Here is a 23,582-nt window from a genome sequence, read left to right on the forward strand (position 1 = left end):
TCCTTTTCTCCGAATAAGTGGTCTGACCACTAATAAGTCACATTATACCAGAACAGCCGGGGAAGTGAAAATGGCTGTTGTTACTTTGTATAACCCCTCACAAAGCCTGTGCTTGTCTCATCGGATGCGCACGGTTATTTTTCTTTATTTTCAGACTTTTATCCATCGTTCCGGATGCTTCCCCCGAAAACCATTATTTTGTCAACAAAACCTCCTCCTTTTGTTGATCCCACCGGATTTCCAGCGTCAACCGATCCGTCTCCTCCACCGGGGAAATGTCTTTCAAAACCGAATTCATGACCGCCTGGCCATTGCCATCCAAAAACGTTTTCTCCTCGCTTAAAACCTTTTGCCCGGATTTCAACTGATAGTGAACCGGCCCCACAAAAGCCGCTTCTCCGCCGATATACCGGATCATCAGTTTTTCTTCGCTGGTGTTTTCGCTTTGATGGTATTCCACCGCCGCTTCCCAGTGTTTCGTTTTTCCGGATAAACGGTCTGTCGCTTCCGGATGGGCACAAGCCGACATCAAAATCAAACCGGCCAAAAGAGAAAGAATGACCGGAAACCGGATGTTTTTCATCTGCACTCCACCTTTCTGAACCATCTTTTCCTATGTATCCAATCAGCTTTTCATCCCGCTGATCATTTTTTATATTTATGTTTTTATACATTTATATAAACAAAATCTATGATCTTCCGCAGGAGAAAAGCCCGCATCCGAGCTTTTCCGGACTTCCTGTCACAACACCAAACCCATTTCTTTTTTGGCTTCTCTATGAAACCAACATTCCCCCTTGGTGATCAATCCCAAAACATATTCCCTCACTTCCCGACGCTGCAAAGTCAAAAAACTCAAATCTTCGCCCATCCACACTTCCCATCCGGGTTCTTCCGCCTGACGGTTCACCCTGATATCCAACCCGTAATTCACATCAAAAAAACGCCAAACTTTTTTTGATGCAAACACACTTTCCAAATAATCATCTATCCCGGATTCAAACCGTTCGTACACAGGCTCCAGTTTTTGCGCAACCAATTTTCCACTCGTGAAAACTTCTTCTTTTTTTATTTCATTTATAAGTGAAACGAAAAAAATCTTTTCTTTTTCGAAATGGATACAGTATCGCTCATGATACACAGGATCCATCAGTTCACGGGTCTCTTGCTGTTTCCACAACCTGCGAATGGCCTTTTTCATCCCCATCCTCCTTGTCAAATATAAAAAAATATTCTAAAAACAATTTGTGAATGATTTCGTCTACTTTTATTATAAACAATCAGGGGAATTTTTCATTAAAGAAAGTAAATAAAAAGAAAAACTTGTGAACAAACATGCAAAAAGAAGTGTCCGCCTCCCGGCAAACACTTCTTTAAAAAGATCAAGGTTGATTTTTCATATATGGATTTGTATCGGGATGTTGATGAGCAATCCGCGCGGATGCCGCCGCCGCCACGCCGGCGACAATATCATCCAAAAACACATGAATCTGTTTCCCGTGGTTATTTAATTTCTCCATGATCCCGACTTTGTTTTTATCCAAATAACCAAAACTGGTCAGACCGATGGTTCCATAGACATTCGTAATACTGAGTGCCAGAATTTCATCAATTCCGTACAGCGGTTCATCCACTTCCATGATGGTTTGAAAAGGCTCGGGCAACTTCTTTTGTTCTGCGAGCATATCCAAGGACACACCCGTGATAATGGCATGTTGCACTTCCCTTTTTTTCAATACGGCTTTCACATTTTCAACGCAGGTTTGAAGTGACAAATCCTTGTTGTACGGTGATTGCAACTGATAAACGATCTCTGCGATTCCTTCGACGGTAACCCCGCGCTTTTTCAGCAACTTCAAGGAATGTTCATAAAACAAAATCTCACCTTCTCTTAGCGGCTTGCCGCCTGTTTGTGCCTTCCGTCTCTCTTTTGACCCGCAGCCCTTCTTCTCCGACAATTTGTTTCAGTTGGTTGACACATGCCTCCGTCAATGCGATCCCGTATTGTTCAACCGGCAACGCACGCACTTTTTTCAACCGCTCATAATAAAGATAAACGGGAATCCGCCCCCGGTTTTGAAGAATGACTGCTTTTAACCGGTTTAATCTTTCCGCTTGTTCCAACTCCGGAGTGATGCGCAGATACAACCCCCGCGGAGTGTCCGATCGGCGTGCTTTCACCGCTTTCAAATCCATCAATGCATCCACAACCACTTGAACCCGGTCATCCGGGTCGGTTTGGACACTTCCTTTGACCAGAACCATCGCTCCGTCTTGCACATCATCCCGGTATCGGGAGAAAGCTTTGGGAAACAAGATCGTTTCCACTTCGCCGTGCCGGTCGGCAAGCGTCATAAAGCCCATGGGTTCCCCTCTTTTGGTTTGAATAACTTTCAATCTGGTGACTTGTCCGGCAATCCAAACCCGGCTTTTGTTCGGCAGGCCCCTTAATTCCTGAATCGTATGGGTGGTGGTTTTTCGGATCTCTTCTTGATAAACGTCCAACGGGTGGCCCGACAAATACAATCCCAAAAGCTCTTTTTCCTTTTCCAATTTTTCTTCCCGTGAGTAAGGGGTCACCCGGCTTTGGGACAGGTGAAATTGAATGTCCTCCCCGTTTGAACCGGAAAAAGCAAAGCTTAACTGGTCTTTGTCGGCCAGTTGTTTTTCCAACAACGCCTGTTCCATGACATCGTCGAGAACGGATAAATTTTGCGCCCGATGCCCCGGAAACGAATCCATCGCCCCGCATTCGATCAACGATTCCAAGACGCGCCGGTTGCAGATTCGCAAGTCCACACGCCGGCACAAATCCAACAGATCCTTAAACGGACCATCTTCCCGGGCTTCAATGATATTGCGGATGGCTGCAGCGCCGACATTTTTGACGGCCAACAGCCCGAACCGGATCGCCCGGCCTTCCATCGTAAACGTCAGTTGGCTCTTTTGAATGTCAGGAGGCAGAACCGGCAAATTCATCCTTTTCGCTTCCTCAATATATTCGGCCATTTTGTCATGATTTTCCATCACGGTGGCCAAAAGCGCCGTCATGAATTCAAGCGGATAATTGGCTTTCAAATAAGCCGTTTGATAAGCCAGCACGCCATAGGCCGCCGAATGGCTCCGGTTAAACCCGTAATCGGCAAACCGGACAATCAAATCATAGATTTGTTCTGCTGTCGATTTATCATAGCCTTGTCCGATGCAACCTTTGACAAACGCCTGCCGCTGTTCCAGCAACAAGCTTTTTTCCTTTTTGCTGACCGCCCGGCGCAAGATATCGGCCTGCCCCAGCGAAAAGCCGGCCATTTTGGCGGCGATTTTCATGATTTGCTCCTGATAGACAATAATCCCGTACGTGCTTTCCAGGATCTCTTCAAGATCCGGATGCAGATAATCCACCTTTTCCAACCCGTGTTTGGCGCGGATAAACCGCGGAATCTGTTCCATGGGACCCGGACGGTATAAGGCGAGCACCGCGATCAGGTCCTCAAAATGGGTCGGCTTTAATTCTTTGAGTACTTGCCGCATCCCGAAAGACTCCAACTGGAAAACACCGACGGTCTCACCCCGGGACAACATCCGGTAGGTGGCCGGATCGTCATATTCCATTTGCGAAAAATCCGGTGTCTGTCCGTGGGTTTCTTTGATGAGACGAAGCGCATTTTCAATAATGGTCAAATTGCGAAGCCCCAAAAAATCCACTTTGAGAAGGCCGATCTTCTCCAAGACTTCCATCGGATATTGCGTCAGCGGAATCCCTTCACTTCCTTCCTGTAACGGAACGAAGCGGGTCAGGGGTTCGCTGGAGATGACCACTCCGGCGGCATGAGTGGATACATGCCGCGGCATCCCCTCCACTTTTTCCGCCGCTTTCAACAATTTGCCCATCGCCGGATCCAAGGTTTGCTGTTTTAACCGTGGTTCGGATTGATAGGCCTTCTGCATGGTCATCCCGGGGCTTGCCGGAATCATTTTTGCCAGCCGGTCCACCGACGGATAAGGATAATCCATCACACGCCCCAGATCCCGGACCGCCGCCCTGGGGGCCATGGTTCCGAAGGTGATGATGTGCGCAACGTGATCCTCGCCATATTTTTTGACAACATAACGAATCACTTCATCCCGCCGCTCATAGTTAAAGTCAATATCGATGTCCGGCATGCTGATCCTTTCCGGATTTAAAAACCGTTCAAACAACAGTCCGTACCGGATAGGATCGATCTGGGTGATGTTCAGCAGATAGGCCACAAGGCTTCCGGCAGCCGAACCGCGTCCGGGACCGACAGCAATCCCGTTTTCATGCGCAAAACGGACAAAATCCCAAACCACCAGAAAATAATCGTTCAAATCCATTTGATCAATGGTTTCCAATTCATAGTGAAGTCGGTTGAAAATTTCGTCGGTGATTTTTTCATACCTTTCCTCCGCTCCCTTTAAACATAGTTTTTTCAAGAAATCTTTCGCGCTCATCCCGTCCGGGACAGGGAAGCGGGGGAACCATTTTTGCCCGAGCGGAATCGTCACATGACAACGCTCGGCAATTTCGGCTGTATTCCGGATGGCTTCCGGCACATGCCGAAAGCGCTCCTTCATCTCATCTTTCGACTTTAAATAAAATTGATCCGAACCGAAACGAAACCGATTCTCATCATCCAATTTACTGCCTGTTCCTATACATAATAAACAATCATGAATTTCATGATCATTTTTTTCCACGTAATGGACATCGTTGGTGGCAATGAGTGGAATCTTGAATTCTTCCGCCCACTTGATCAGCACCCGGTTCACCTGCTGTTGTTCCGGCAATGCATGATCCTGCAGTTCCAGATAAAAACAATCTCTCCCAAAAATATCCAAATATTCCCGGATCAAACGCCAGGCTTTTTCATATTGGCCGTTTAAAATCGCCTGCGGAATCTCCCCCTTCAGACAAGAACTGGTTGCGATCAAACCGGCCGCGTGTTTTCGAAGCAAATTCCGGTCGATTCGCGGTTTATGGTGAAATCCCCGCAGATGGGCTTCGGTACATAAGCGGATCAAATTTTGGTATCCTTCATTGGACTCGGCAAGGAGCAGCAAATGGTATGTTTTTTGCTCCTTGAGGGGCGGTTTTTTCGTGTAATCGTCCGTCAAGTACATTTCACAACCAATGATGGGTTTGATTCCTTCTTCCAGACAGGCCCGGTAAAAAGGGATCACACCGTACATCACACCGTGATCACTGATGGCCAATGCCTTCATCCCCAGTTGTTTTGCTTTGGCAACCACCTCTTTGATCCGGACCGCCCCGTCCAACAAACTGTATTCCGTGTGAAGATGCAAGTGGACAAAATCATCCGGTTCCACATCCATCACCTCCCATCTTTCTCCCATTATATCAAAGAAGGTCGTCCTCATATTTTACAAGAAGCGCTCATAGGGTGAATAGAAGAAACCGAATGGAGGACGGTTAAGCGATGGAACAGGAATTTTGGACCACAGCCATTTTGGATTTTCTGATTGCATTGGGCGTTGTGTTGGGCGGAGTCATGTTGGGAGGACTGGGTGCTTTTGTGGCGGATGATTACCCGATGTACAAAATGTTGCGGTTGTCCGAACAGCTGAAAATCTGGGCCATGGTTGCCGCCATCGGGGGAACGTTTGACACCATCAAAAATTTTGAAATCACCATTTTGGGAGGACAATTGAATTTAGCATTCCAACAATTGATTTTTATCGTCAGTGCTTTTTTGGGCGCCCACACAGGAACCATCCTGGTTCGTTGGTTGATCCAAGGGGAATTTTAAAAAATGTCCAATGGCGTTTGGCAAATGCTGAAAAAAAACCGCCGTTCTTTTGTAATGTTCCTGTTGGGCGTTGTCACGGGCAGCAGTATTTTTCTGATTGTCTACGGACAAAAACTGGACGGTTTGCTTTCCGAGAGAAACACCATCTATTATGCAAACAACCAAAAATACAAAGAAATCCTGAAATTGGAGAAAGAAATTGAGCAACTGACCAAAAAAGGAAACCGGCGGCAAGACGAGGAAGAACGAATCAAAAAAATCGTTGTGGAGGTGGATGCCGAACAGCCTTTTATCTCGGACGCCGTCAAAACGCGGATCGAGAAAAAATTATCCCCCTTTCTGGACAAATCCATGCAATGGATCAGCAACAATCCGGATATCATTGAACTGATCCTCGAAAAAGAACAAGTCACCATTGATGACACCCAACGCACCAAAGTGGAAGTTCACTTAAAATATGTCTCGTTGTACAATGAAACGCTGAAAATCTGGCTGGAAGCCAAAAGCCTCAACAATGACGTGGCAAACACGAACGGTTGATGCAATGCTTTAAGATATACGATATGATGTAAAGGAAACCGGCATTTTAGCCGTAAAGGCAAAACGCCTTGTTCCATCTTGGACATGACCAAACGCCGCATGCGGTTTCAGGAGGTATTATCAGTGGAAGCCCTTGTCATCCTGTTGATTTCATTGATATGCATCAGCATTTTTGGAACTTTTTTCAACAGCATTTTATCGCGTCGCCAACAAGGAATATCCAAACATCTTCACCGGGCCCGGATGAATATCCATATGGGGGTCATGTTTGTCTCCATCGCCCTGTTGCAATTTGTCACTATCCAAACGACAACGATACAGGGAGTGTTCATCGCCATCATTTTTGTGCTGGGCCTGATCAACGGATATTACGGAATCAAAAACCATCACTATTTCAAACAACTGAGACAAGAAAAACAAGAAGCCTCACAGTCCTGAAAAAACAAAAAGGCTCAAACCTGAAGAGATTTGAGCTTACCATGACGGCATGGGCAATGAAGTCCATGCTTTTTTTAACGGTCGATGGCGTGCGCTGTGATGAGCGCTTTGGCCACAACTTGTTGATCCAATATCATTTCCACATCCATTTTCGCCTGTTTCCGCCCCAGATCCAAAATTTTGGGTTGGATTTTTACGTTGCTTTCGATTTGAACCGGTTTTAAAAAATAAAGCGTCACATTTTGGATGGTGAGATCCCCGCGCCGTTTCCGGCGAAGGGCACGAATGGCGGCCTCTGTCATCAACGTGGTGCACACCCCCGTGCTTAACATCCCCAAAGAATCCGTCATTTGCGGGGTGATTTGACCGCTGAATACGGTTTCTCCATTGGTTCCCTCTTCCGAGAACCCGCGAAAACTCAATTCCTGGATCGTTTCGCCGACTTGCGGCTGTTTTTGCATATAGTGCAACGATTTGATCACATCTTCGCGGCTGATCACCCCGATGATTTTCCGGTAATCATCCACGACCGGCAACAATTCAATGCCTTCCCACACCATTTCATGGGCGGCGGAAGCGAGGGATGTCTTTAAATTCACCGTGATCGGATTTTTGGTCATCACTTTTTCAATTTTCTCATCCGGGGGAAATCCCATCACGTCTTTCGCTGTCACCATCCCGACCACGCGGTCTTTGTCATCGGTGACCGGATACCGGCTGTGCGAGGTTTCCCGCAACAACTCGTGAAAACGGGAAATGGTGTCATCCGCCCGCAGATAAACGGGACGATTGGATGTTTTGATCACATCTTCCACCATCAAGATCTCTTTTTTGATCAGCCGGTCATAAATCGCCCGGTTGATCATCGTCGCCACCGTAAAGGTGTCATAACTGCTGGAGATCACCGGCAACTCCAGCTTGTCCGCCAGCTGCTTCACTTCATCGGTTGCATCAAACCCGCCTGTAATCAGCACGGCGGATCCTCTTTCCAGCGAAACCCTGTGCACATTATCCCGATTTCCGACGATGAGAAGGTTCCCCGGTTCCACGTAACGCATCATGGCTTCCAATTTCATGGCTCCGATCACCATGCGGTTCAACGTCTTGTGCAAACCGGCCCGGCCGCCAAGAACACTTCCGTCCACAATGTTGACCACTTCGGCATATGTCAATTTTTCAATATCGGAACGTTGCTTTTTCTCAATACGCACCGTTCCCACCCGTTCAATGGCATGGACAAGCCCCTTGAGCTCTGCGTCTTTAATCGCTCTGTAAGCGGTTCCATCGCTCACGTTCAATTCTTTGGCAATTTGCCGTACAGATATTTTATGTCCCACTTCCAAGCTCTCAATGTATTTGAGAATTTGCTCATGCTTTGTCGCCAATTGCCTTCCCTTCCTTCGCCGTTACTGTTACACCTATTATATTACAAAACGGGAGACAGAAAAAATAAAAAGGAGCTTTCCAAGAAAACTCCTTCCTGTTTGCAATAGAAACAGTCTTGCCAAATAGAAAGAAACAGATCAATACCCGGTGATCTGACGGTGTTTTAGGGTTTTCTTCAGTTCCAACATTCTGAAATATTGCCGGATCATTTTTTCTTTGCGTTCTTTTTTCAACAACCGTTTCATCTCCAAAATATTGGCCGCGATATTCAGGGATAACCCCGTCAACCACATCAGGGAAAAAAACGTTCCTCCCCCTCCATGGAGATCAAAGGGAAGCTTGGGGACGGCAATGATCAAAAGGGCCACACTGATTCCAAGTTCAATCATCCATTTACCTTTCAATTCCCTTCCCCCCCTCACCATTTACCAACAATATATTCTTTTGTCTTTTTATATAGCACCGGCTTATCAGCCTTATGAGCAAACAAAAAAAGAGACGGCTTTAAAACCGTCTCTACCAAAGGGGGTTTTCATCTTCGTCTATTGTAGTGGAAAAAGATTACGAGTCAATTACAGTAAATTTACAAATCGTTATCTTAGAGGGTGAATGTTTCGCCGACGCCAAGCACACTGCCGCTCATACCTTTGGCATTCAGTTTCTCCACAAAAGCGCCGGCATCTTGCCGGATCGGCGGGAACGTGTTGTAATGCATCGGAATCACATGCTTGGCCCCGATCCATTCCGCAGCCGTCAGCGCATCTTCCGGCCCCATGGTGAAATTGTCCCCGATGGGGAGAAGGGCCAAATCGATTTCTTTTCCTCTTCCAATCAGCTTCATATCAGAGTAAAGCGCAGTGTCCCCTGCATGGTAAATGGTTTTACCTTCCAAGGTCAGCACAAAACCGGATGGTGGTCCCAAATAAATGATTTGTTGTTCTTCATTTTTGACAAATCCGGAACCATGCAGCGCATTCACCATTTTGACATGGCCAAAATCAAACGAATAGCCTCCGCCAATGGACATGCCATGGGCATTCACCCCTTGGAAACCGAGCCAGACGGCCAATTCATGGGGGGCGATCACGGTCGCTTGATTCCGCTTGGCAATGTCCACCGTATCCCCGACGTGGTCATCATGACCGTGCGTCAATAAAATCCAATCTGCCTTGATCTCTTCCGGTTTCGCTTTCGCCAGCGGATTGCCGCTTAAAAACGGGTCAATGACAATGCGGTGTTTCGGGGTTTCAATTTCAAAACAAGAATGTCCGTGATATGTAATGTTCATCCGTCATCCTCCTTCTTTGCAATCCTTTCAACCTGTCTGACCATCCCGGGAAACCGTGACCGTGGACAAGGTCATCCTTCCACCCGTCCGGCTTCAGCCCCCCCTCTTTTTCATCCTAACGATTTTCCCGCTTTTTTTCCATCCCTTCCGCCGAAGCCAAGCCTGTTTTATTCACCATGCGGTTGACGCCCACATACCATACATTAGTATTTTACAGGCGGAAGGGGATTGTCATGGGGCTGGCACAAGTACAAATTCAAATCTTGTCGCAACATCAGCTTCCTCACCACATTGATCTGGTGATGAGTCAGGCTTTGGCCAAAAAATTGGAGATAAAAACCCCGGTTTTCTCAGTCGCATTTGGTTCAGCCATCGCAAAAGGACGAGTCGCTTTCAGTCGCATGAACCATAAACTGATTTGCATCAGCTCTGAGCTTGCCGAGCAATTGAAAATGAACCCTCAGCCATGGATTCGGGCCCATTTTGACGCACATTCTCTCCGCTTGCGATTTGGACCTGTTTTTGGCATTTTGATCAATGCCCATCCACAGGAAAAGCGTGCTCAACCTTTTGGCCTGATGACCAAATTTCTGGATGAATGCATCACTGCCGGTCAGATGAGAGGAATCCGGGTCGCTGTTATCACGCCGGAACACATCGATTTAAACCGGAATGAAACGACCGTCTGGATCAAACAGAAAAACCGGTGGCAATGTACAAAATACCCGCTCCCGGATGTAATTTACAACCGCATCAACTCACGCCGCTTCGAGCAACAAGAATCTTTGCAGAAAAAAATGTCCCTGTTAAAAAACCTTTTCCGGATCCCCATCTTTAATGAGAGGTTTTTGGATAAATTACAGGTTTATCAAATCCTGGTCCAAGATGAAGCAATCCGTTCGCGATTGCCGGAAACCTATTCATTCCGCGATCCGAGGGCCTTATCCCTCTTTAAACGATACTCCACCGTTTATCTCAAACCGACCAACGGCAGTCTGGGAAGCGGGATCATCAAGATAACCCATTCCAAAAACAGGTGGATTTATCAACTGTCCACTCCAGGGGGAACGGTTCGCCGAACCTTGAAGAACCATTCCAGCCTGATGAAATTGTTAAAACAAAAAATCAGAAGCCAGCCTTACATCGCCCAACAGGGACTCAGGCTGATGAAATTTGACTACCGGCCGGTAGACTTTCGCATTTTGGCACAAAAAACCAAGGAAGGGGTTTGGAAAATCACTTCTTCCGTTGCGCGGATTGCCAACATTCAACATATTGTATCCAATCTGGCCCGTGGAGGTACAATCCGCAAAGCAAGTGATGTTTTGAAGGAATTGTCCTATCCAAACAAACCGTCCATCCACCAACTTCGGGCCGCCGCACTTGACATCGCCAAAACGTTTGAACGTTTGGCCGACGGTCATTTCGCCGAACTCGGAATCGATCTGGCCATTGATGTGCACGGAAAAATCTGGCTGATTGAAATCAATTCCAAACCATCCAAAACCGATGACACCGTGATTAATCCAAACAGCCATTTTCGCCCGTCCGTGTTGCGGTTGATCGACTACGTGCTATACCTTTCCAAGCAAGGAAAACATCCTCCCGCCCCTTCTCCTTCGACGACTTCCGGGATCATGAGGAGGCAACGGCGATGACCGATCAAAAAAACAGGCTTGGCATAATGGTTTGCTACGGAAACAACCAAAAACACCCTCCGTTTAAAGAGCACACATTCTTTGAACAACTGACACTCGAAGGAAAAAAGCAGGGGCTGGAAGTCTTTATATTCAATCCGGGCCGGATTCATTGGAAAACCAGAACGGTTCCGGCTTGGCATTATCACAATCAGCGTTGGAAACAACAGACGGTTCCGCTGCCGTATTTGATCTATGACCGTTGTTATTATGTCAACGCCCGGCATTATATGAAGTATAAACCCCATGTTCAAAAAATCACCCAAGACCCGCAAATCCGGTTGCTTGGAAGAGCTTTGGGCGGGAAATACCAAACCTATCTCATCTTGAAAGAGCATCCGGAAATCCGGACTTATCTCCCGGAAACCAAGCGGTTGACCCATGCACAAGAGCTGTTCTCTTTCCTCCGGAAACATAACCGTGTTTTGATCAAACCCAATGGCGGCAGTCACGGAAGAGGAGTGGTCGCCATCGAACAAATCCCCCCCTCCTCTTTCTTGCTGAAAGGGCGGACGAAATTCAACCGGCCTTTTTCCGTTCAATTTGAAACCCTGGTCCAACTCAGCCATTGGGTGGAACAAACCATCCGGGACACCCGTTACATCCTTCAACCTCTTTTGTCGCTGAACACACCGGATGGACGCCCGTTTGATGTCAGGATTCTGGTCCAAAAAAACGGACAAAAAAGATGGGAAACAACGGGGCATGCCATCCGGACCGGCCAACCCGATTCCATCACCTCCAATTTGCACGGCGGCGGGCAAGCTTTACCGTTCCAACCTTTTTTAAAGCAGCATTACACCCCGCAAGAAGCAGCCAAAATTTCCTCGACCATCAACTATCTGAGTGAAATCGTGCCCCCTTTTATCGAAAGCCGTCACGGTCCTCTGGTAGAGCTGGGAATCGATATCGGCATCGATGAAAACAAAGATGTCTGGATTATTGAAGTCAACTCAAAACCCGGGCGGTCCGTTTTCTTAAAAACCGGAGAACTGGAAGTGCGGCGGCGTGCCATCCAGTTTCCCATTCAATATGCGAATGCCTTATTGAACAGCTAGGAGGGTCAGTATGAAATCAATCCTTTGCCAAATACGAATTCACTCCAAAACTCCGGCCAAAGCCATTGTGATCAGCCAGGCATTAGGGAATTTATGGGGATGCCAAAGCGGGCAATCCATTAAAATTCAACTTGGAAACAAAACGATGATCACCCGGGTGATCATCGCTCCACTGGCCGGAAACAAGATTTTCCTTTCCCCGGCGGTCGCCAGACAGTTGCTCTTCCCTTACACGGGAACCATCCGGGCCCTGTTTACCGACAAAACGTTGAAATTCGGACCCGTGATCGGCATCCTCACCACCGGTTTCCGCCACCACCCGGAACAACCTTTCGGCAACCGGACCCAGTTATTTCGTAGTTTCATTCAAGCGGGTTTTGACGAAAAACCATTCATCTATGTCTTTACTCCGGAAATGGTGAATTGGCAGAATCAAACCGTCCGGGGATGGTACTTCTTCCAAAATCGTTGGCAACCCTTGCTCTCACCGTTTCCCGATGTCATTTATGAACGGATTCCCAATCGCCGGGCTGAATCCATGGCCCAGGTTCAGTCCTGTTTAAACCGCTTCAAAAAAAACACCGCTTGCAAAATCTTCAACCAAGGCTTTTTCAACAAATGGTCCATCCATCAGATGCTGAACCACCATCCGGCAACATCCACTTTCATGCCCGAAACTTACATGCCCCCCACTCTGGAGATCATGGAAAGAATGCTGAAAGAGCATCGGATGGTCTATTTAAAGCCCAGTGGCGGCAGTTTGGGGCTGGGGATTTTCCGCATCACTTACCACCCGGGAAAAGGTTACTATTGCCGGTTCCACAAAGGGAACAAAAACGTCCTTCACCTGTTCCGGTCTTTAAAAGCGTTAATCAGCCATTATTTTGGCAGCATCCACTCTCCCCGGTTCAAAAAATATCTCGTTCAGCAGGGGATCCGGTTGATCCGGAATAACCACCGACCTGTCGATTTCCGTGTTCACATGCACAAAGACAGCAAAGGGCACTGGAAAGTGGTTGCCATCGGCTCCAAGGCAGCCGGTTTCGGTTGCGTCACAACACATGTCAGGACCGGAGGCTCCATCATCCGGACGGATGAACTGCTTCTTAAAACATTCCATCAGCATGCCTCTGAAGTGAAAAAAATGATCATCCGCTCCGCCATCACCATTGCCGAAACATTGGAAGAACAGATTGACGGAACCCTGGGAGAGTTGGGGCTGGACATCGGGGTAGACCGCAACGGCCGCGTTTGGCTTTTTGAAGTGAATGCCAAACCGGGCAGGCACATCTTCTTGCATCCGAGTTTGCGCGAAGCCGGGCGCATGTCTGCAAAATATATAACCGATTATTGTTTAAATCTGACCAACTTCATTTAACAAAGGGGGAGCGCCATCTTATGAAATTACCCAAAGCCGGCTGGCTGTCCATCGTACCAAACAAAAACACCCTGGAATTTGTTCCGCTCAGACGATATCCAAAAAAACAGTTTCCCGGCATGGTTTCTGCCATTATCGGCCGTCACACGAAAGCGAAAATCAGATTCAACCCCCACGGCAGGCCCAGCCAATCCCATCACACGCCCGCCCGCCTCAGGCATTTGTCCCGGAAGAATCATTATCAAGCCGGTCCTTTTGTCGCCATATTAACCTCAAACAATAAAAAGCCGTTTGGAGGAAATCACCAAAATTTCGCCGACTTGATCCGGACGGGAAGAGAAATGGGCGTCACCGTGTTTGTCCTTACGCCCCAAGGCATCGGCAACCATTCCACCGTCAACGGATATCTGCTGGATCCTCATTCGGTGAAACCGCGGTGGAAAGCGGCCCGGCTGCCCTTCCCGAATGTCGTGTACAATCGCATCCCCAACCGGATGATTGAAAAAACCCCGGAAGTCCGGCAAACCATCCGGCAACTGCAGCAAATGCCGGGCGTTTACCTGTTTAACCCCGGCTTTTTTGACAAATGGACGCTGTACCAACAGCTTGCCGCTTCTCCCGACTTACACCGGCTGTTACCGGAAACCGTCCGGCTTCACCACATGGAACAATTGGAGAGCATGGCCGCCAAACATCCGGTTCTTTATTTTAAACCGGTCGAAGGAAAAGCCGGCATCAAAATGATGCGCCTTGACAAAAAAAAGCAGCACTATGAACTCTCCTACCAGACCACCAGGGAAAAAAAGAAATACCGGGTGCGGACCCTGAAAGAAGTTTGGGATTTGTACAACCGGCTGAAACAAAAAACCGCCTATATTTTGCAACAAGGCATCCCGTTGGCCACCTTTCACGGCCATCCGTTTGACATCCGCATTTTGCTCCAGAAAAACGGCACCGGCCGATGGGGGTTATCAGGGATGGGGGTCCGGGTGGCCGGCGAACGGGCAATTTCCACCCATGTTCCCATGGGAGGGCACATCGAAAAAATCGACACGGTACTTCAATCCGTGTTTGGCAGCGAAACAGATCGTATCAAAGAACGGATCGAACAAGTCGGCATCCGGACCGCCCGGTGGATTGAAAACCAACAAAACGCCCTCCTGGGGGAAATGTCGATGGATCTCGGCATTGAAAAAGACGGAAGCCTTTGGATCTTTGAGGCCAATTCCAAGCCGATGAAATTTGACGAACCCAACATCCGGAGACGGTCTTTGCGCCGTTTGATTGAATACTCATTGTACCTGAGCGGATTTTCACATACATCGGAGGGGACGGCGACATGAAAATTCATGCATTTCCGCCGCAATCGTTGGAGCGGATCCGAAAACCCCTGCTCCGCTTTTTGAGACGATACGGAGACGGGAGAATCACCCATCAGGCGATGCGGTGGTTCCACCGGTTGACGCCTGGAGAATTGAAGGAAGGAACTTATATCGCCGCCGCTTATGACGAAAAAAAAGTGGCGGGAATCATTGTCTTTGGAAACTACGGAATTGAAGAATCTTTCATCGCGGTCCATCCGGATTACCGCCGGAAACGGGTGGGGGAACAACTTTTGAAGCAAGCGATCCAATCCTTGGGGAAAGTATATGCCCGGGTCGCTTCCGACAACATCCCCAGCTTAAAACTGTGTTTTTCATGCGGATTGATGGCTTTTTCGCTATGTAAAGGCCCGACCGGAAAAGACACCCTCTGGCTGGGCGGGGGAAATTTCGATCCGGCGGACGTGTTGAAGAAATCCGAACCGTCTGTCAGAATCCCGGTTCCGGAAAATTAAACAAATGACTGCTCAGAAACAAGATCTGAGCAGTCATTTTCATTCGTTGGAGCGACAACGAATATTTTCAACGGATGTTTTTTCCGAATTTACCGAATCACACGTTTACTGAATCACACGTTGGGCTTTGACAAACCCTTCTTTCAACCAGCGGTCGGACAAATCGTCATACCGGACACCACCCGGTCCCCAGGTATGCAAGATTTTGTTGTTCCCGGCATAAATGCCCACATGGCCGATCCGGCCCGGATTGCTGCTCAGCTCAAAGAACAACAAATCCCCCTTTTGGATTTCACTGAAAGGAACCGTTTGTCCAACCGTTGATTGTTGACGGGAGTTACGCGGCAAATCAATGCCATTTTCTTTAAACACATGTTGAACGAAAGAAGAACAATCAAAGGTTTTGGTTTGTCCTGATTTAGCGCCAAACTGGTAAGGTGTTCCCAAATATTTTTCTCCTGTTGCAATAATCTGGTCTGCTTTGGTCGTAGCTGTTTGTTCTGTATCCGTTTGCCCGTTATCGGACGGTGCTTGTCCAGTTTGGTTTTCAGGAACCGTGGTTTGTCCGGACGGTTCTGAAGCTTCCGGATTTTCAGGCTGTGCATTTGCCGTTTTTCCCTTGAACGCCCAACCAAACTGTTTGAAAATCTGGGAAATCAAGGAATGGTTGGCCGTTTCCAAAGTGGCGGCATGTGTGATGCCTGCCGGAAGTCCTGTAGAAATCACAAGAGATGCTGCGACAGTAATTCCCAATTTAATAAATTTTTTACTGTTTTGCATCAAATCCTCCTCTTCCATTTTTGCCGCTCCCAAAGCTAGGTTCATACTAACATAAATCCACGCTCCTTTAATATGTAATAAATGGTTATTCTTAGGAAACCCGATGAATACTGGCGTTGTGCGATTTTGATTTGACATGTTTCCATTTTTCATTTTGATGCATATACCTAAAAGAGAGTGGAAAATGCCCGATAGAAAGGAGTACGACCTTTGAAGAAGAGAAAGTCTCATTCAGCCAAAAAAAGGGAACGTCCCTCTCCTTACATGGCCGATGAACGAATTTTGGAGGAACTCATTCAATTGGAGCAAGCAGAATTGAAAAAGAAACGGAACAAAACCGGTCTGTTGGAAGACATGGAAAACACCGCGGAACTGTCCGATTTATCCAAACCTTTAAAAACTTCATCCACCCAGACCCGGCAAAGCCATTCGCCGATTTACACCAATGACATCGCCGACGCCGCCGTCACGGAGGAAAAAATCGCCAACCAGTCGATCAGCGGGAAAAAGATCAAACCGGACAGCATTGGCACCGATCACCTTGAACAGGCGACCGTAACCGAATCCAAATTGAAAAATGAAGCCGTCACCTCACAAAAAATTGCCAAAAATGCAGTCCGCTCCTTCCATCTGGATCATGATTCCATTGAAGGAAGCCACATCAAAAAAGATTCCATTCAAGCCAAACACATTAAAGACAATGAAATTCCCGGCAGCAAATTATCAGACGGCAGCATCAATGAAAGCAAACTCAAAGAACGCTCGATCCAAAGCAAACATTTGTCACTGGGCCATATTTTAAATGAGCATTTGGCCGATCAGTCCATCAGCGGCGAAAAATTAAAAAGCGGTTCCATCCGCACCATTCATTTGGAAAACGAAGTCGTGAACCAAGCAAAACTGGCCGATGAATCCGTCTCCGAAAGCAAATTGCAAAACGGCGCTGTCACCAGCGACAAAATCGCATCTCAATCCATCGAATCCCAACACATTCAACCCGGCTCCATTCAAGGTTCCCACATTCAGGAAAAAGCCATCAGCCCCCACCATTTCGGGGAACAATCCATCCCGGGGGAAAAAATCACCCATCAATCCATCACCGGACAACAAATCCGAAATCAATCCATTCACAAAGATCATTTGCAGCCGGGCATCATCACCCATGAACATTTGACCCCGGATTCCGTCAAAGAACAACACATCGCCCCAAACAGTGTCCATGCCGAAGCCATTGCCGAAGGCGCCATTCAGGAAAAACATCTGAACAGGAAAATCATCGGCGAAGAACACCTGCAAGAAAACAGCATCAACAAACGCCACATCCAGGAAGCAAGCATCAATGAGCAACATTTGGCCAATCATTCCATTTCCGGTTCCAAGTTGATCGACCATTCGATTTCCACTTCCAAACTGGCTCCGGAATCGGTATCCACCGACAAAATCAACGACTTTGCCATCACTTCGAACAAACTGGCCAACGGATGCGTCACGTCCGAAAAAATCGGACACCACACCATTTTGCGGGAACATCTGGGAGAACAGATCATCCAGTCCAGACACATTGACCGGGGGCAAATCCAACACAAACATCTGGCGGACGAATCCGTCTACGGGGATAAACTGGCCAATGAAAGCATTCAGGGAAAACACATCGGATCCGCCACCATCAGCGGCCATCACATCGCACCTTTTTCCGTCCAGTCCACCCACATCGTCGACGGAGCCATCACCAAAGAAAAACTGGACCACTCCGTCATCGAAAACCAACATATTGCGGATCAGTCCATTGAGGACCATCACATCAAAAACGGGCAAATTCACACACGGCATTTGAAAGATCAAGCAGTGACCGCAGAAAAAATCGGAGAAGGCGAAATCGATTCCCGCCATCTCCACAGCGAATCCGTCACCTCCCGCCACATCCGGGAAAAACAAATTGGTCCGGAGCACATCAAAGACCAGTCCATTTCCAACGAACTGATCCAAAATGAAGCGATCCATGCCCGCAACCTTGGAGAAAAATCGGTCGAATCCCGACATCTTGACGCTGAAGCCGTATTATCCCGGCATATCGGGGAAAAGCAGATCCAAAGCCACCATCTGCAAGACCAATCCATCGGCGAAAATCACATTGAGGACGGGGCAATCAACGCAAAACATCTGAAACACGGCGAAATTCACACGGACCATTTAAAAGACCATGCCATCGTCAGCGAAAAAATCGCCAATCACCAGATCAAATCCCGTCATATTCAAGATAAAGCCGTCAACGCCGAGCATATTCAGGATAAGCAAATCAGCGCCCGGCACATTCAGGAACAATCCATTTCCGGGGAGCTGCTCTGTGATGAAACGGTTTCTTCCCGGCATTTGACATCCGACTCCATATCGTCCCGGCATCTGTCCGCCGCATCCGTCTTGTCTCACCACATCGGGGAACAACAGATCCAAAGCGGACACCTGGATGAAAACTCGATTTGCGAACATCATCTGAACGAGGAAGCTGTCGGGTCATTGCACATCTCAGCCGGTGCCGTTTTGTCACGTCATATCAGAAAAGAACAGATCCAAGGCCACCATATTGAAGATACAGCCGTCTCCGGCCGGCACATCCAAGAAGAGGCCATTCAATCCGGGCACATTCAGGAAAAGCAAATCGAGTCGAAGCATATCGCGGAACAATCCGTGGCATCCGGACACATCCAGGATGAAGCCATCGCGGCCCGCCATCTGGCCCAAAATGCAATCTTGTCCCCGCACATTTCAGCCGGTGCCGTTTTGTCCCGGCACATTGAAAAAGAGCAAATCCAAGGCCACCATATTAAAGATACGGCCGTCTCCGGCCGGCACATCCAAGAAGAAGCCATCACCAAAGCCCATCTTCAAGATGACGCGGTCGATGCCGGCAAACTGGCTTCGCATTCCATCTTGCCGCGCCATATCGCAGATGATTCCGTGCGCTCCTGGCACATTGCCCAACGGCAAATCCAGGAAATGCACATTGAGCAAGGAGCCATTTCAACCGATCTGCTTCAAGATCAAGCCGTTCATTCCGACAAGTTGGCATCCCAGTCCATCTTCCCCCGCCATATCAACGATGATGCGATTTTGTCCTGCCACATCGCCAAAAAACAAATCCAGGGAACACACATTGAATCCGGCGCCATTTCTGCGGAACATCTGACGGACCAAGCAGTGACCACCGAAAAAATCGCTGATCAAAGCATCGGCTTGGAGAAATTGAATTTCCGTCCGCTCCTTGCGGATGAACAACCTGCCACGGTTTCAGGCATTGCCCGCTTCCAACTGAAAGAAAATATGTCCGGACGGACGTTTCAAATCCCGTTGGCCACTCCGATTAAATCGCCCTATGCCGTCGTGGCCATCACCAATCATCCGGAATGCCTGGTGACACTGAAAGAAAATCACGCCGACCACTTTGTCATCCAAATCGACCGCAATCATGAATCCACGACCTCCATCGAAGGATTGCTTCACTGGTTCGCCCGACAAACCCCGGTGGATGACATTCCTGCCGCCATCCCGGTTCCGGACACAGACAATGTCGCAAGCGAAGAGAAAAAACCGGAAAACGCCAATTCCGACCATCATCCAAAAACGGTGAAACAGGAAGAAGAAGATGAACAAAACCACAACCCATTAACGGATGACCCGGTCCAACCCTTTCTCCCGTTAACCATTTCCTCTGCAACGGACATCGCGGAAACCGAAACAACCGTGAAAGAAAAACAGCTGGAAGAAGAAGAAACGGAAACGCCGGATAAAGAGGAAATGGAAACCCGGGGTGAAGAGGAGCCGGAAACCGGATCGGAAGCCGGAACAGAAGATGCTCAACAGGAGGAGCCGCGTTCCGGTGAATAAACAAAAATGTCCGCTTCAACCCCGAATTGAAGCGGACATTTTTTCACAAATAGCGCCGTGTGCATTTTTTCCCGTTATAACAAAAAACCACTTTTCTCTCTTCAATCACTGTCTCCAAATAGACCGGGCGGCCCCATAATGCATAAACATGCGGCAACGTTTTTTCCAGATATTTCGTATCCAACTCAACGCCTTCATACCGGTGGAGCAAATACAACCCTCCGTTTTCCGCATAATCCCCGTCTTTCACCACAATGAACGGATGTCCCCCGTTGATCCGGCTCATCACCAGCTCATCCCGGACCGACTCCCAGTTTTTGTCCGTGATTTTCCACTCGTCGCCTTTGCGTTGGAATACATACAAATCCAGTTTTTCCACCAACTCTTCGGTCAGGTAATTCCGCAAAAAGGAAATATCGGAATCCAACTCACGGACTTCAAAGATTTTTTTCCGCCCTTGCCCGGGCTTCATCCCCAACTCCCTCTGCTCTTTTTCGGTTGGATGATCCCACCGGCGTTCAATGTCTTCAAACATCTTCAATCCCAGGTAATACGGATTGATGGATGTTTTGGAAGGTTGCAAGACAGAGGCATTCAAACTGGCAAATTCAATCGCCTCTTCTTCATTCAAATCCAACTCGCGCATGATGCGGATGTGCCAGTAGGAGGCCCAACCTTCATTCATGATTTTGGTTTCCAGCTGCGGCCAGAAATACAACATCTCATTGCGCAAAATGGTCAAAATGTCCTGATGCCAATCTTCCAGCACCCGGCTGTGTTTCATCAAAAACAGAACCAAATCTTTTTCCGGCTGTTCAGGGAATTGTTTCTTTTTTGGAGAAGGCTTCGGAGGTTTTTCCGGTTGATCCAATTCCCACAAGTCATCATAAGGAGTGGAAGGTTTGGAAGGGGTTGACGGATTCGCTTTCTTCCGGTTGGCTATTAAATCCAACAGGCTCGGATTGATGTGCTCTTGAATGGCGAGGGCATGATCCAAAAATTCCTCCACCACTTCTTTCCCGTACTTCATTTCATATTGGCGGATCCGCTCCGCGCTGGCGGCCATTGTCTCCACCATGTCTCTGGAAGTTGCCGAAAAACGGACGTTGTTCTTAAAAAAGTCGCAATGCGCCAGGACATGAGCCACGATCATTTTGTTTTGCGTCAAGCTGTTTCCCTTGAGCAAAAAAGCATAGCAAGGATTAGAGTTAATGACCAATTCATAAATTTTGCTTAAATTTAAATCGTATTGCAGTTTCATTTTGTGAAAAGCTTTGCCGAAGCTCCAATGTGAAAACCGCGTCGGCATGCCATAGGCACCAAAAGTATATATAATGTCTGCCGGACAAATTTCGTATCTCATCGGATAAAAATCAAGCCCGAAACCCTTGGCTATCTCTGTGATTTCGGCAATCGCCCGTTCCAACGCCTTGTGGTCCACACTCATCTCGCATCTCCTTCCCGAAAAGGAATTCCTTTCTATATCTGATTCAGACCCACATAGAACTGGAACGACTGCTTTCATGGAAGAACGAAATTTATATTAATATATAAGTATATTTTACTAAATTTTCCGTAAAAATTCAATCTTTCCGGTTGCAGGATGGCACCCTCCCCGCCCTTGTTTAATAAAATATAATGACAATATGTCCTTTAAGAAATTTCAACACAAGATCAATTGACAACCCTTTCTGCCAAGCGTTATACTTGACAACGTTCAAAACCTTATATTGTCATGGTTTTATCTCTGTTAGGTGAGGTTCCTGTTCGGAGATACGCTACTGCCCAAAAATGTCGAGAGACGCCAATGGGTCAGCAGAAAAGATCGGAACGAAGGTCTTTTCTAATGTAGCTGGTTGTTACAACCTATGCCGTGCAGTGCCAAAGCTCGATGAGGGAGATAAAGGCCGGCTCATGCTTCAATGGGCTTGTTTTGCTCTGTCTCCCGCTCTCATCGTCAGTGGGAGTTTTTTATTTTATAAAAGGGGGGAAACGAGATGAGTCAAGCAGCTTTCGTCAAGGAAGAGTTGCAAAACCTGTTCTGCTCCGAAAAAAAAGAAACGCGCTTGTTGGAGCTTTTGCGCCAAATGCAACCATACGATTTGGCCGAGATTTTCCGAGATTTGGATGTGGATCTCCAACGGGAACTCATCACCCATTTATCTTTGGCTCATGCCGCGGAAGTTTTGGAATATCTCGAGCCGGAAAGAACCTATGAGTTGCTGAGCCGCATGGACGAAACGGTCACCTCGTTATTGATCAAGCAAATGTCCAGTGACATGGTGGTGGACCTCCTGCTCGCCATCCACCCGCTGCAAGCCGAAAAGTTGCAACGGCTGCTCCCGGCGGATTACCGGAAAAAGATCAAACAGCTAATGACTTATCCGGAGGATACGGCCGGCGGCTTGATGACAGTGGATTATGTATCGGCCCGGGCCTATTGGACGGGGGAACAAACCATCCGGCACATCCGGAAAGTGGGTTATGAAGCGGAGATTGTCTCCTACATCTATGTCACCGACCAACGTGGCAAACTTTTTGGCGTGGCTTCACTCAAAGAAATCATTTTGGCCGATCCGAAAACCCCGCTTTCCGACATCGCCAAAACCGATATCATTTCCGTTCCGGCCGAAACCGGACAGGAAGAGGTCGCATCGGTTTTGTCCCGTTACGGTTTTTATGCCGTACCCGTCGTGGACCGGCAACACCGGTTGATCGGAATCGTCACCTACGATGATGTGGTCGAGGTCATTCAGGAAGAAGCAACCGAAGACATCCAAAAAATCGGAGGAAGCCAACCATTGACCGAACCTTACTTCAAAACCTCCATCTGGAGTTTATACCGGAAACGGATTGTCTGGCTCTTCATTTTGTTTGTCGGAGGTGCTTATACCGCAACAGTTTTGGAAAGTTACCAGAGCACGCTGGATCAAGTGGTTGCCCTATCCTTTTTTATCCCTTTGTTAATCGGGACAGGCGGAAACACCGGTTCGCAAATTGTCACCACACTGATCCGGGCCCTCGGTGTCGGGGAAGTCAAGTTTCAAGATTTGTTCCGTGTCATCAAAAAAGAACTCCTCACCGGAATGTTTCTCGGCATGTCGCTGGGACTGATCGGCTTTATCCGGGCTTGGATCATGGGCGTCACCTTTGACGTGGCTTATGTGGTCGCGTTGGCTGCGATGTTTATTGTCATCTGGTCGTCCGTGGTTTCCGCAGCATTGCCGCTGATCCTGAGCCGGCTGAAAGCAGACCCGGCGGTCGTTTCCGGACCATTGATCAGCACCTTGGTGGATGGAACCGGATTGATCATTTACATGACGATTGCCAAAATGATATTGGAACTTTAAAATCTGATGAATCGAGGTTGATGAAACTTTGAGTACCGATCAAAGTTCTGATCAGGAGATGAAGGCAGGTGCCTTTGGTTAATCCTCTGTGAAACAACACCAGGACCAAACCAAAAGCACCTGCCTTTTAGTATGCAAGAAAAAAGAATTTCAGAAGGT

General features: G+C 47.8%; 19 protein-coding genes and 1 riboswitch. Of the genes, 10 read left to right on the forward strand and 9 right to left on the reverse strand.

Translation table 11 applies throughout. The features are described from left to right. Nucleotides 1-193 precede the first annotated feature (193 nt). The 4 genes from I8U23_RS10095 to I8U23_RS10110 all read right to left on the reverse strand — a co-directional run bounded on the left by I8U23_RS10095 (nt 194) and on the right by I8U23_RS10110 (nt 5,355). Nucleotides 194-583 (reverse strand): hypothetical protein, encoded by a 390-nt coding sequence (locus tag I8U23_RS10095; RefSeq protein WP_037997629.1) that lies wholly within the window; start codon nt 581-583, stop codon nt 194-196. A gap of 159 nt (nt 584-742) precedes the next feature. Then, on the reverse strand, nt 743-1,201 hold the full coding sequence (locus I8U23_RS10100; protein ID WP_037997631.1) for a hypothetical protein: 459 nt from the start codon (nt 1,199-1,201) through the stop codon (nt 743-745). A 181-nt stretch (nt 1,202-1,382) separates the two neighbouring features. Then, complete coding sequence (locus I8U23_RS10105) at nt 1,383-1,877, reverse strand: phosphatidylglycerophosphatase A family protein (protein ID WP_037997633.1); 495 nt, start codon at nt 1,875-1,877, stop codon at nt 1,383-1,385. A 4-nt stretch (nt 1,878-1,881) separates the two neighbouring features. Next, entirely contained in the window at nt 1,882-5,355 is a 3,474-nt protein-coding gene (locus tag I8U23_RS10110) for a DNA polymerase III subunit alpha (RefSeq protein ID WP_198051011.1), read from the reverse strand. 104 nt (nt 5,356-5,459) lie between these two features. On the opposite strand from I8U23_RS10110, the gene I8U23_RS10115 reads away from it, so the two are divergent. The 3 genes from I8U23_RS10115 to I8U23_RS10125 all read left to right on the forward strand — a co-directional run bounded on the left by I8U23_RS10115 (nt 5,460) and on the right by I8U23_RS10125 (nt 6,767). Continuing rightward, nucleotides 5,460-5,789 (forward strand): YtrH family sporulation protein, encoded by a 330-nt coding sequence (locus tag I8U23_RS10115; protein WP_037997636.1) that lies wholly within the window; start codon nt 5,460-5,462, stop codon nt 5,787-5,789. A 3-nt stretch (nt 5,790-5,792) separates the two neighbouring features. Further along, the gene (locus I8U23_RS10120; protein WP_037997638.1) at nt 5,793-6,329 is read left to right on the forward strand and encodes a sporulation membrane protein YtrI; all 537 of its coding nucleotides are present in this window, start codon (nt 5,793-5,795) and stop codon (nt 6,327-6,329) included. 123 nt (nt 6,330-6,452) lie between these two features. Further along, a complete protein-coding gene (locus tag I8U23_RS10125; RefSeq protein WP_037997641.1) occupies nt 6,453-6,767 on the forward strand; it encodes a YtpI family protein in 315 nt (104 codons plus the stop codon). A gap of 74 nt (nt 6,768-6,841) precedes the next feature. Here the strand turns inward: I8U23_RS10125 and I8U23_RS10130 are convergent, their stop codons facing one another. From I8U23_RS10130 to I8U23_RS10140, 3 genes are all read right to left on the reverse strand, one after another. Further along, nucleotides 6,842-8,152, reverse strand: coding sequence for a DRTGG domain-containing protein (locus I8U23_RS10130; RefSeq protein ID WP_037997643.1), 1,311 nt, complete (start codon nt 8,150-8,152; stop codon nt 6,842-6,844). 138 nt (nt 8,153-8,290) lie between these two features. Continuing rightward, complete coding sequence (locus I8U23_RS10135; RefSeq protein ID WP_049719769.1) at nt 8,291-8,557, reverse strand: hypothetical protein; 267 nt, start codon at nt 8,555-8,557, stop codon at nt 8,291-8,293. Between the two features lie 194 nt (nt 8,558-8,751). Beyond that, complete coding sequence (locus I8U23_RS10140) at nt 8,752-9,441, reverse strand: metal-dependent hydrolase (RefSeq protein WP_037998109.1); 690 nt, start codon at nt 9,439-9,441, stop codon at nt 8,752-8,754. Between the two features lie 233 nt (nt 9,442-9,674). Here I8U23_RS10140 and I8U23_RS10145 point away from each other — a divergent pair, with 233 nt between their 5' ends. Genes I8U23_RS10145 through I8U23_RS10165 form a run of 5 tightly spaced genes read left to right on the forward strand, consistent with a single transcriptional unit; the run spans nt 9,675 to nt 15,411 of the window. Then, entirely contained in the window at nt 9,675-11,099 is a 1,425-nt protein-coding gene (locus I8U23_RS10145; RefSeq protein WP_049719768.1) for a YheC/YheD family endospore coat-associated protein, read from the forward strand. Then, nucleotides 11,096-12,196 (forward strand): YheC/YheD family endospore coat-associated protein, encoded by a 1,101-nt coding sequence (locus tag I8U23_RS10150; protein WP_049719767.1) that lies wholly within the window; start codon nt 11,096-11,098, stop codon nt 12,194-12,196. Before I8U23_RS10145 ends, I8U23_RS10150 begins: the two co-directional genes overlap by 4 nt. Nucleotides 12,197-12,206: 10 nt before the next feature. Continuing rightward, nucleotides 12,207-13,574 (forward strand): YheC/YheD family endospore coat-associated protein, encoded by a 1,368-nt coding sequence (locus I8U23_RS10155; protein WP_198051012.1) that lies wholly within the window; start codon nt 12,207-12,209, stop codon nt 13,572-13,574. Between the two features lie 20 nt (nt 13,575-13,594). Beyond that, nucleotides 13,595-14,917 carry a YheC/YheD family endospore coat-associated protein gene (locus I8U23_RS10160; protein ID WP_049719765.1) on the forward strand — a complete coding sequence of 441 codons (1,323 nt, stop codon included), beginning with the start codon at nt 13,595-13,597 and terminating at the stop codon, nt 14,915-14,917. Further along, on the forward strand, nt 14,914-15,411 hold the full coding sequence (locus I8U23_RS10165; protein ID WP_049719764.1) for a GNAT family N-acetyltransferase: 498 nt from the start codon (nt 14,914-14,916) through the stop codon (nt 15,409-15,411). Before I8U23_RS10160 ends, I8U23_RS10165 begins: the two co-directional genes overlap by 4 nt. A 105-nt stretch (nt 15,412-15,516) precedes the next feature. On the opposite strand, the gene I8U23_RS10170 is transcribed toward I8U23_RS10165, so the two are convergent. Continuing rightward, nucleotides 15,517-16,191, reverse strand: a complete 675-nt coding sequence (locus tag I8U23_RS10170; protein ID WP_165489706.1) for a C40 family peptidase — start codon at nt 16,189-16,191, stop codon at nt 15,517-15,519. A gap of 210 nt (nt 16,192-16,401) precedes the next feature. On the opposite strand from I8U23_RS10170, the gene I8U23_RS10175 reads away from it, so the two are divergent. Then, nucleotides 16,402-20,073, forward strand: a complete 3,672-nt coding sequence (locus tag I8U23_RS10175; RefSeq protein ID WP_198051013.1) for a WIAG-tail domain — start codon at nt 16,402-16,404, stop codon at nt 20,071-20,073. 43 nt (nt 20,074-20,116) lie between these two features. Here the strand turns inward: I8U23_RS10175 and I8U23_RS10180 are convergent, their stop codons facing one another. Continuing rightward, nucleotides 20,117-21,520, reverse strand: coding sequence for a SpoVR family protein (locus I8U23_RS10180; RefSeq protein WP_198051014.1), 1,404 nt, complete (start codon nt 21,518-21,520; stop codon nt 20,117-20,119). Nucleotides 21,521-21,812: 292 nt separating this feature from the next. Next, a riboswitch (M-box (ykoK) riboswitch) is annotated at nt 21,813-21,979 on the forward strand. Between the two features lie 91 nt (nt 21,980-22,070). On the opposite strand from I8U23_RS10180, the gene mgtE reads away from it, so the two are divergent. After that, on the forward strand, nt 22,071-23,423 hold the full coding sequence (gene mgtE, locus I8U23_RS10185; protein ID WP_037994408.1) for a magnesium transporter: 1,353 nt from the start codon (nt 22,071-22,073) through the stop codon (nt 23,421-23,423). Nucleotides 23,424-23,582: the final 159 nt, after the last annotated feature.

The organism is Thermoactinomyces sp. CICC 10735 (genome assembly GCF_016055175.1).
Taxonomy (GTDB): domain Bacteria; phylum Bacillota; class Bacilli; order Thermoactinomycetales; family Thermoactinomycetaceae; genus Thermoactinomyces; species Thermoactinomyces vulgaris.

What these genes read in the sequence shown, in the direction of transcription:
- mgtE (WP_037994408.1), top strand. Translation starts at nt 22,071, where the DNA reads ATGAGTCAAGCAGCTTTCGTCAAGGAAGAGTTGCAAAACCTGTTCTGC.
- I8U23_RS10155 (WP_198051012.1), top strand. Translation starts at nt 12,207, where the DNA reads ATGAAATCAATCCTTTGCCAAATACGAATTCACTCCAAAACTCCGGCC.
- I8U23_RS10160 (WP_049719765.1), top strand. Translation starts at nt 13,595, where the DNA reads ATGAAATTACCCAAAGCCGGCTGGCTGTCCATCGTACCAAACAAAAAC.
- I8U23_RS10180 (WP_198051014.1), bottom strand. Translation starts at nt 21,520, where the DNA reads ATGAGTGTGGACCACAAGGCGTTGGAACGGGCGATTGCCGAAATCACA.
- I8U23_RS10095 (WP_037997629.1), bottom strand. Translation starts at nt 583, where the DNA reads ATGAAAAACATCCGGTTTCCGGTCATTCTTTCTCTTTTGGCCGGTTTG.
- I8U23_RS10110 (WP_198051011.1), bottom strand. Translation starts at nt 5,355, where the DNA reads ATGGATGTGGAACCGGATGATTTTGTCCACTTGCATCTTCACACGGAA.
- I8U23_RS10150 (WP_049719767.1), top strand. Translation starts at nt 11,096, where the DNA reads ATGACCGATCAAAAAAACAGGCTTGGCATAATGGTTTGCTACGGAAAC.
- I8U23_RS10120 (WP_037997638.1), top strand. Translation starts at nt 5,793, where the DNA reads ATGTCCAATGGCGTTTGGCAAATGCTGAAAAAAAACCGCCGTTCTTTT.
- I8U23_RS10100 (WP_037997631.1), bottom strand. Translation starts at nt 1,201, where the DNA reads ATGAAAAAGGCCATTCGCAGGTTGTGGAAACAGCAAGAGACCCGTGAA.
- I8U23_RS10115 (WP_037997636.1), top strand. Translation starts at nt 5,460, where the DNA reads ATGGAACAGGAATTTTGGACCACAGCCATTTTGGATTTTCTGATTGCA.
- I8U23_RS10165 (WP_049719764.1), top strand. Translation starts at nt 14,914, where the DNA reads ATGAAAATTCATGCATTTCCGCCGCAATCGTTGGAGCGGATCCGAAAA.
- I8U23_RS10145 (WP_049719768.1), top strand. Translation starts at nt 9,675, where the DNA reads ATGGGGCTGGCACAAGTACAAATTCAAATCTTGTCGCAACATCAGCTT.
- I8U23_RS10140 (WP_037998109.1), bottom strand. Translation starts at nt 9,441, where the DNA reads ATGAACATTACATATCACGGACATTCTTGTTTTGAAATTGAAACCCCG.
- I8U23_RS10170 (WP_165489706.1), bottom strand. Translation starts at nt 16,191, where the DNA reads ATGCAAAACAGTAAAAAATTTATTAAATTGGGAATTACTGTCGCAGCA.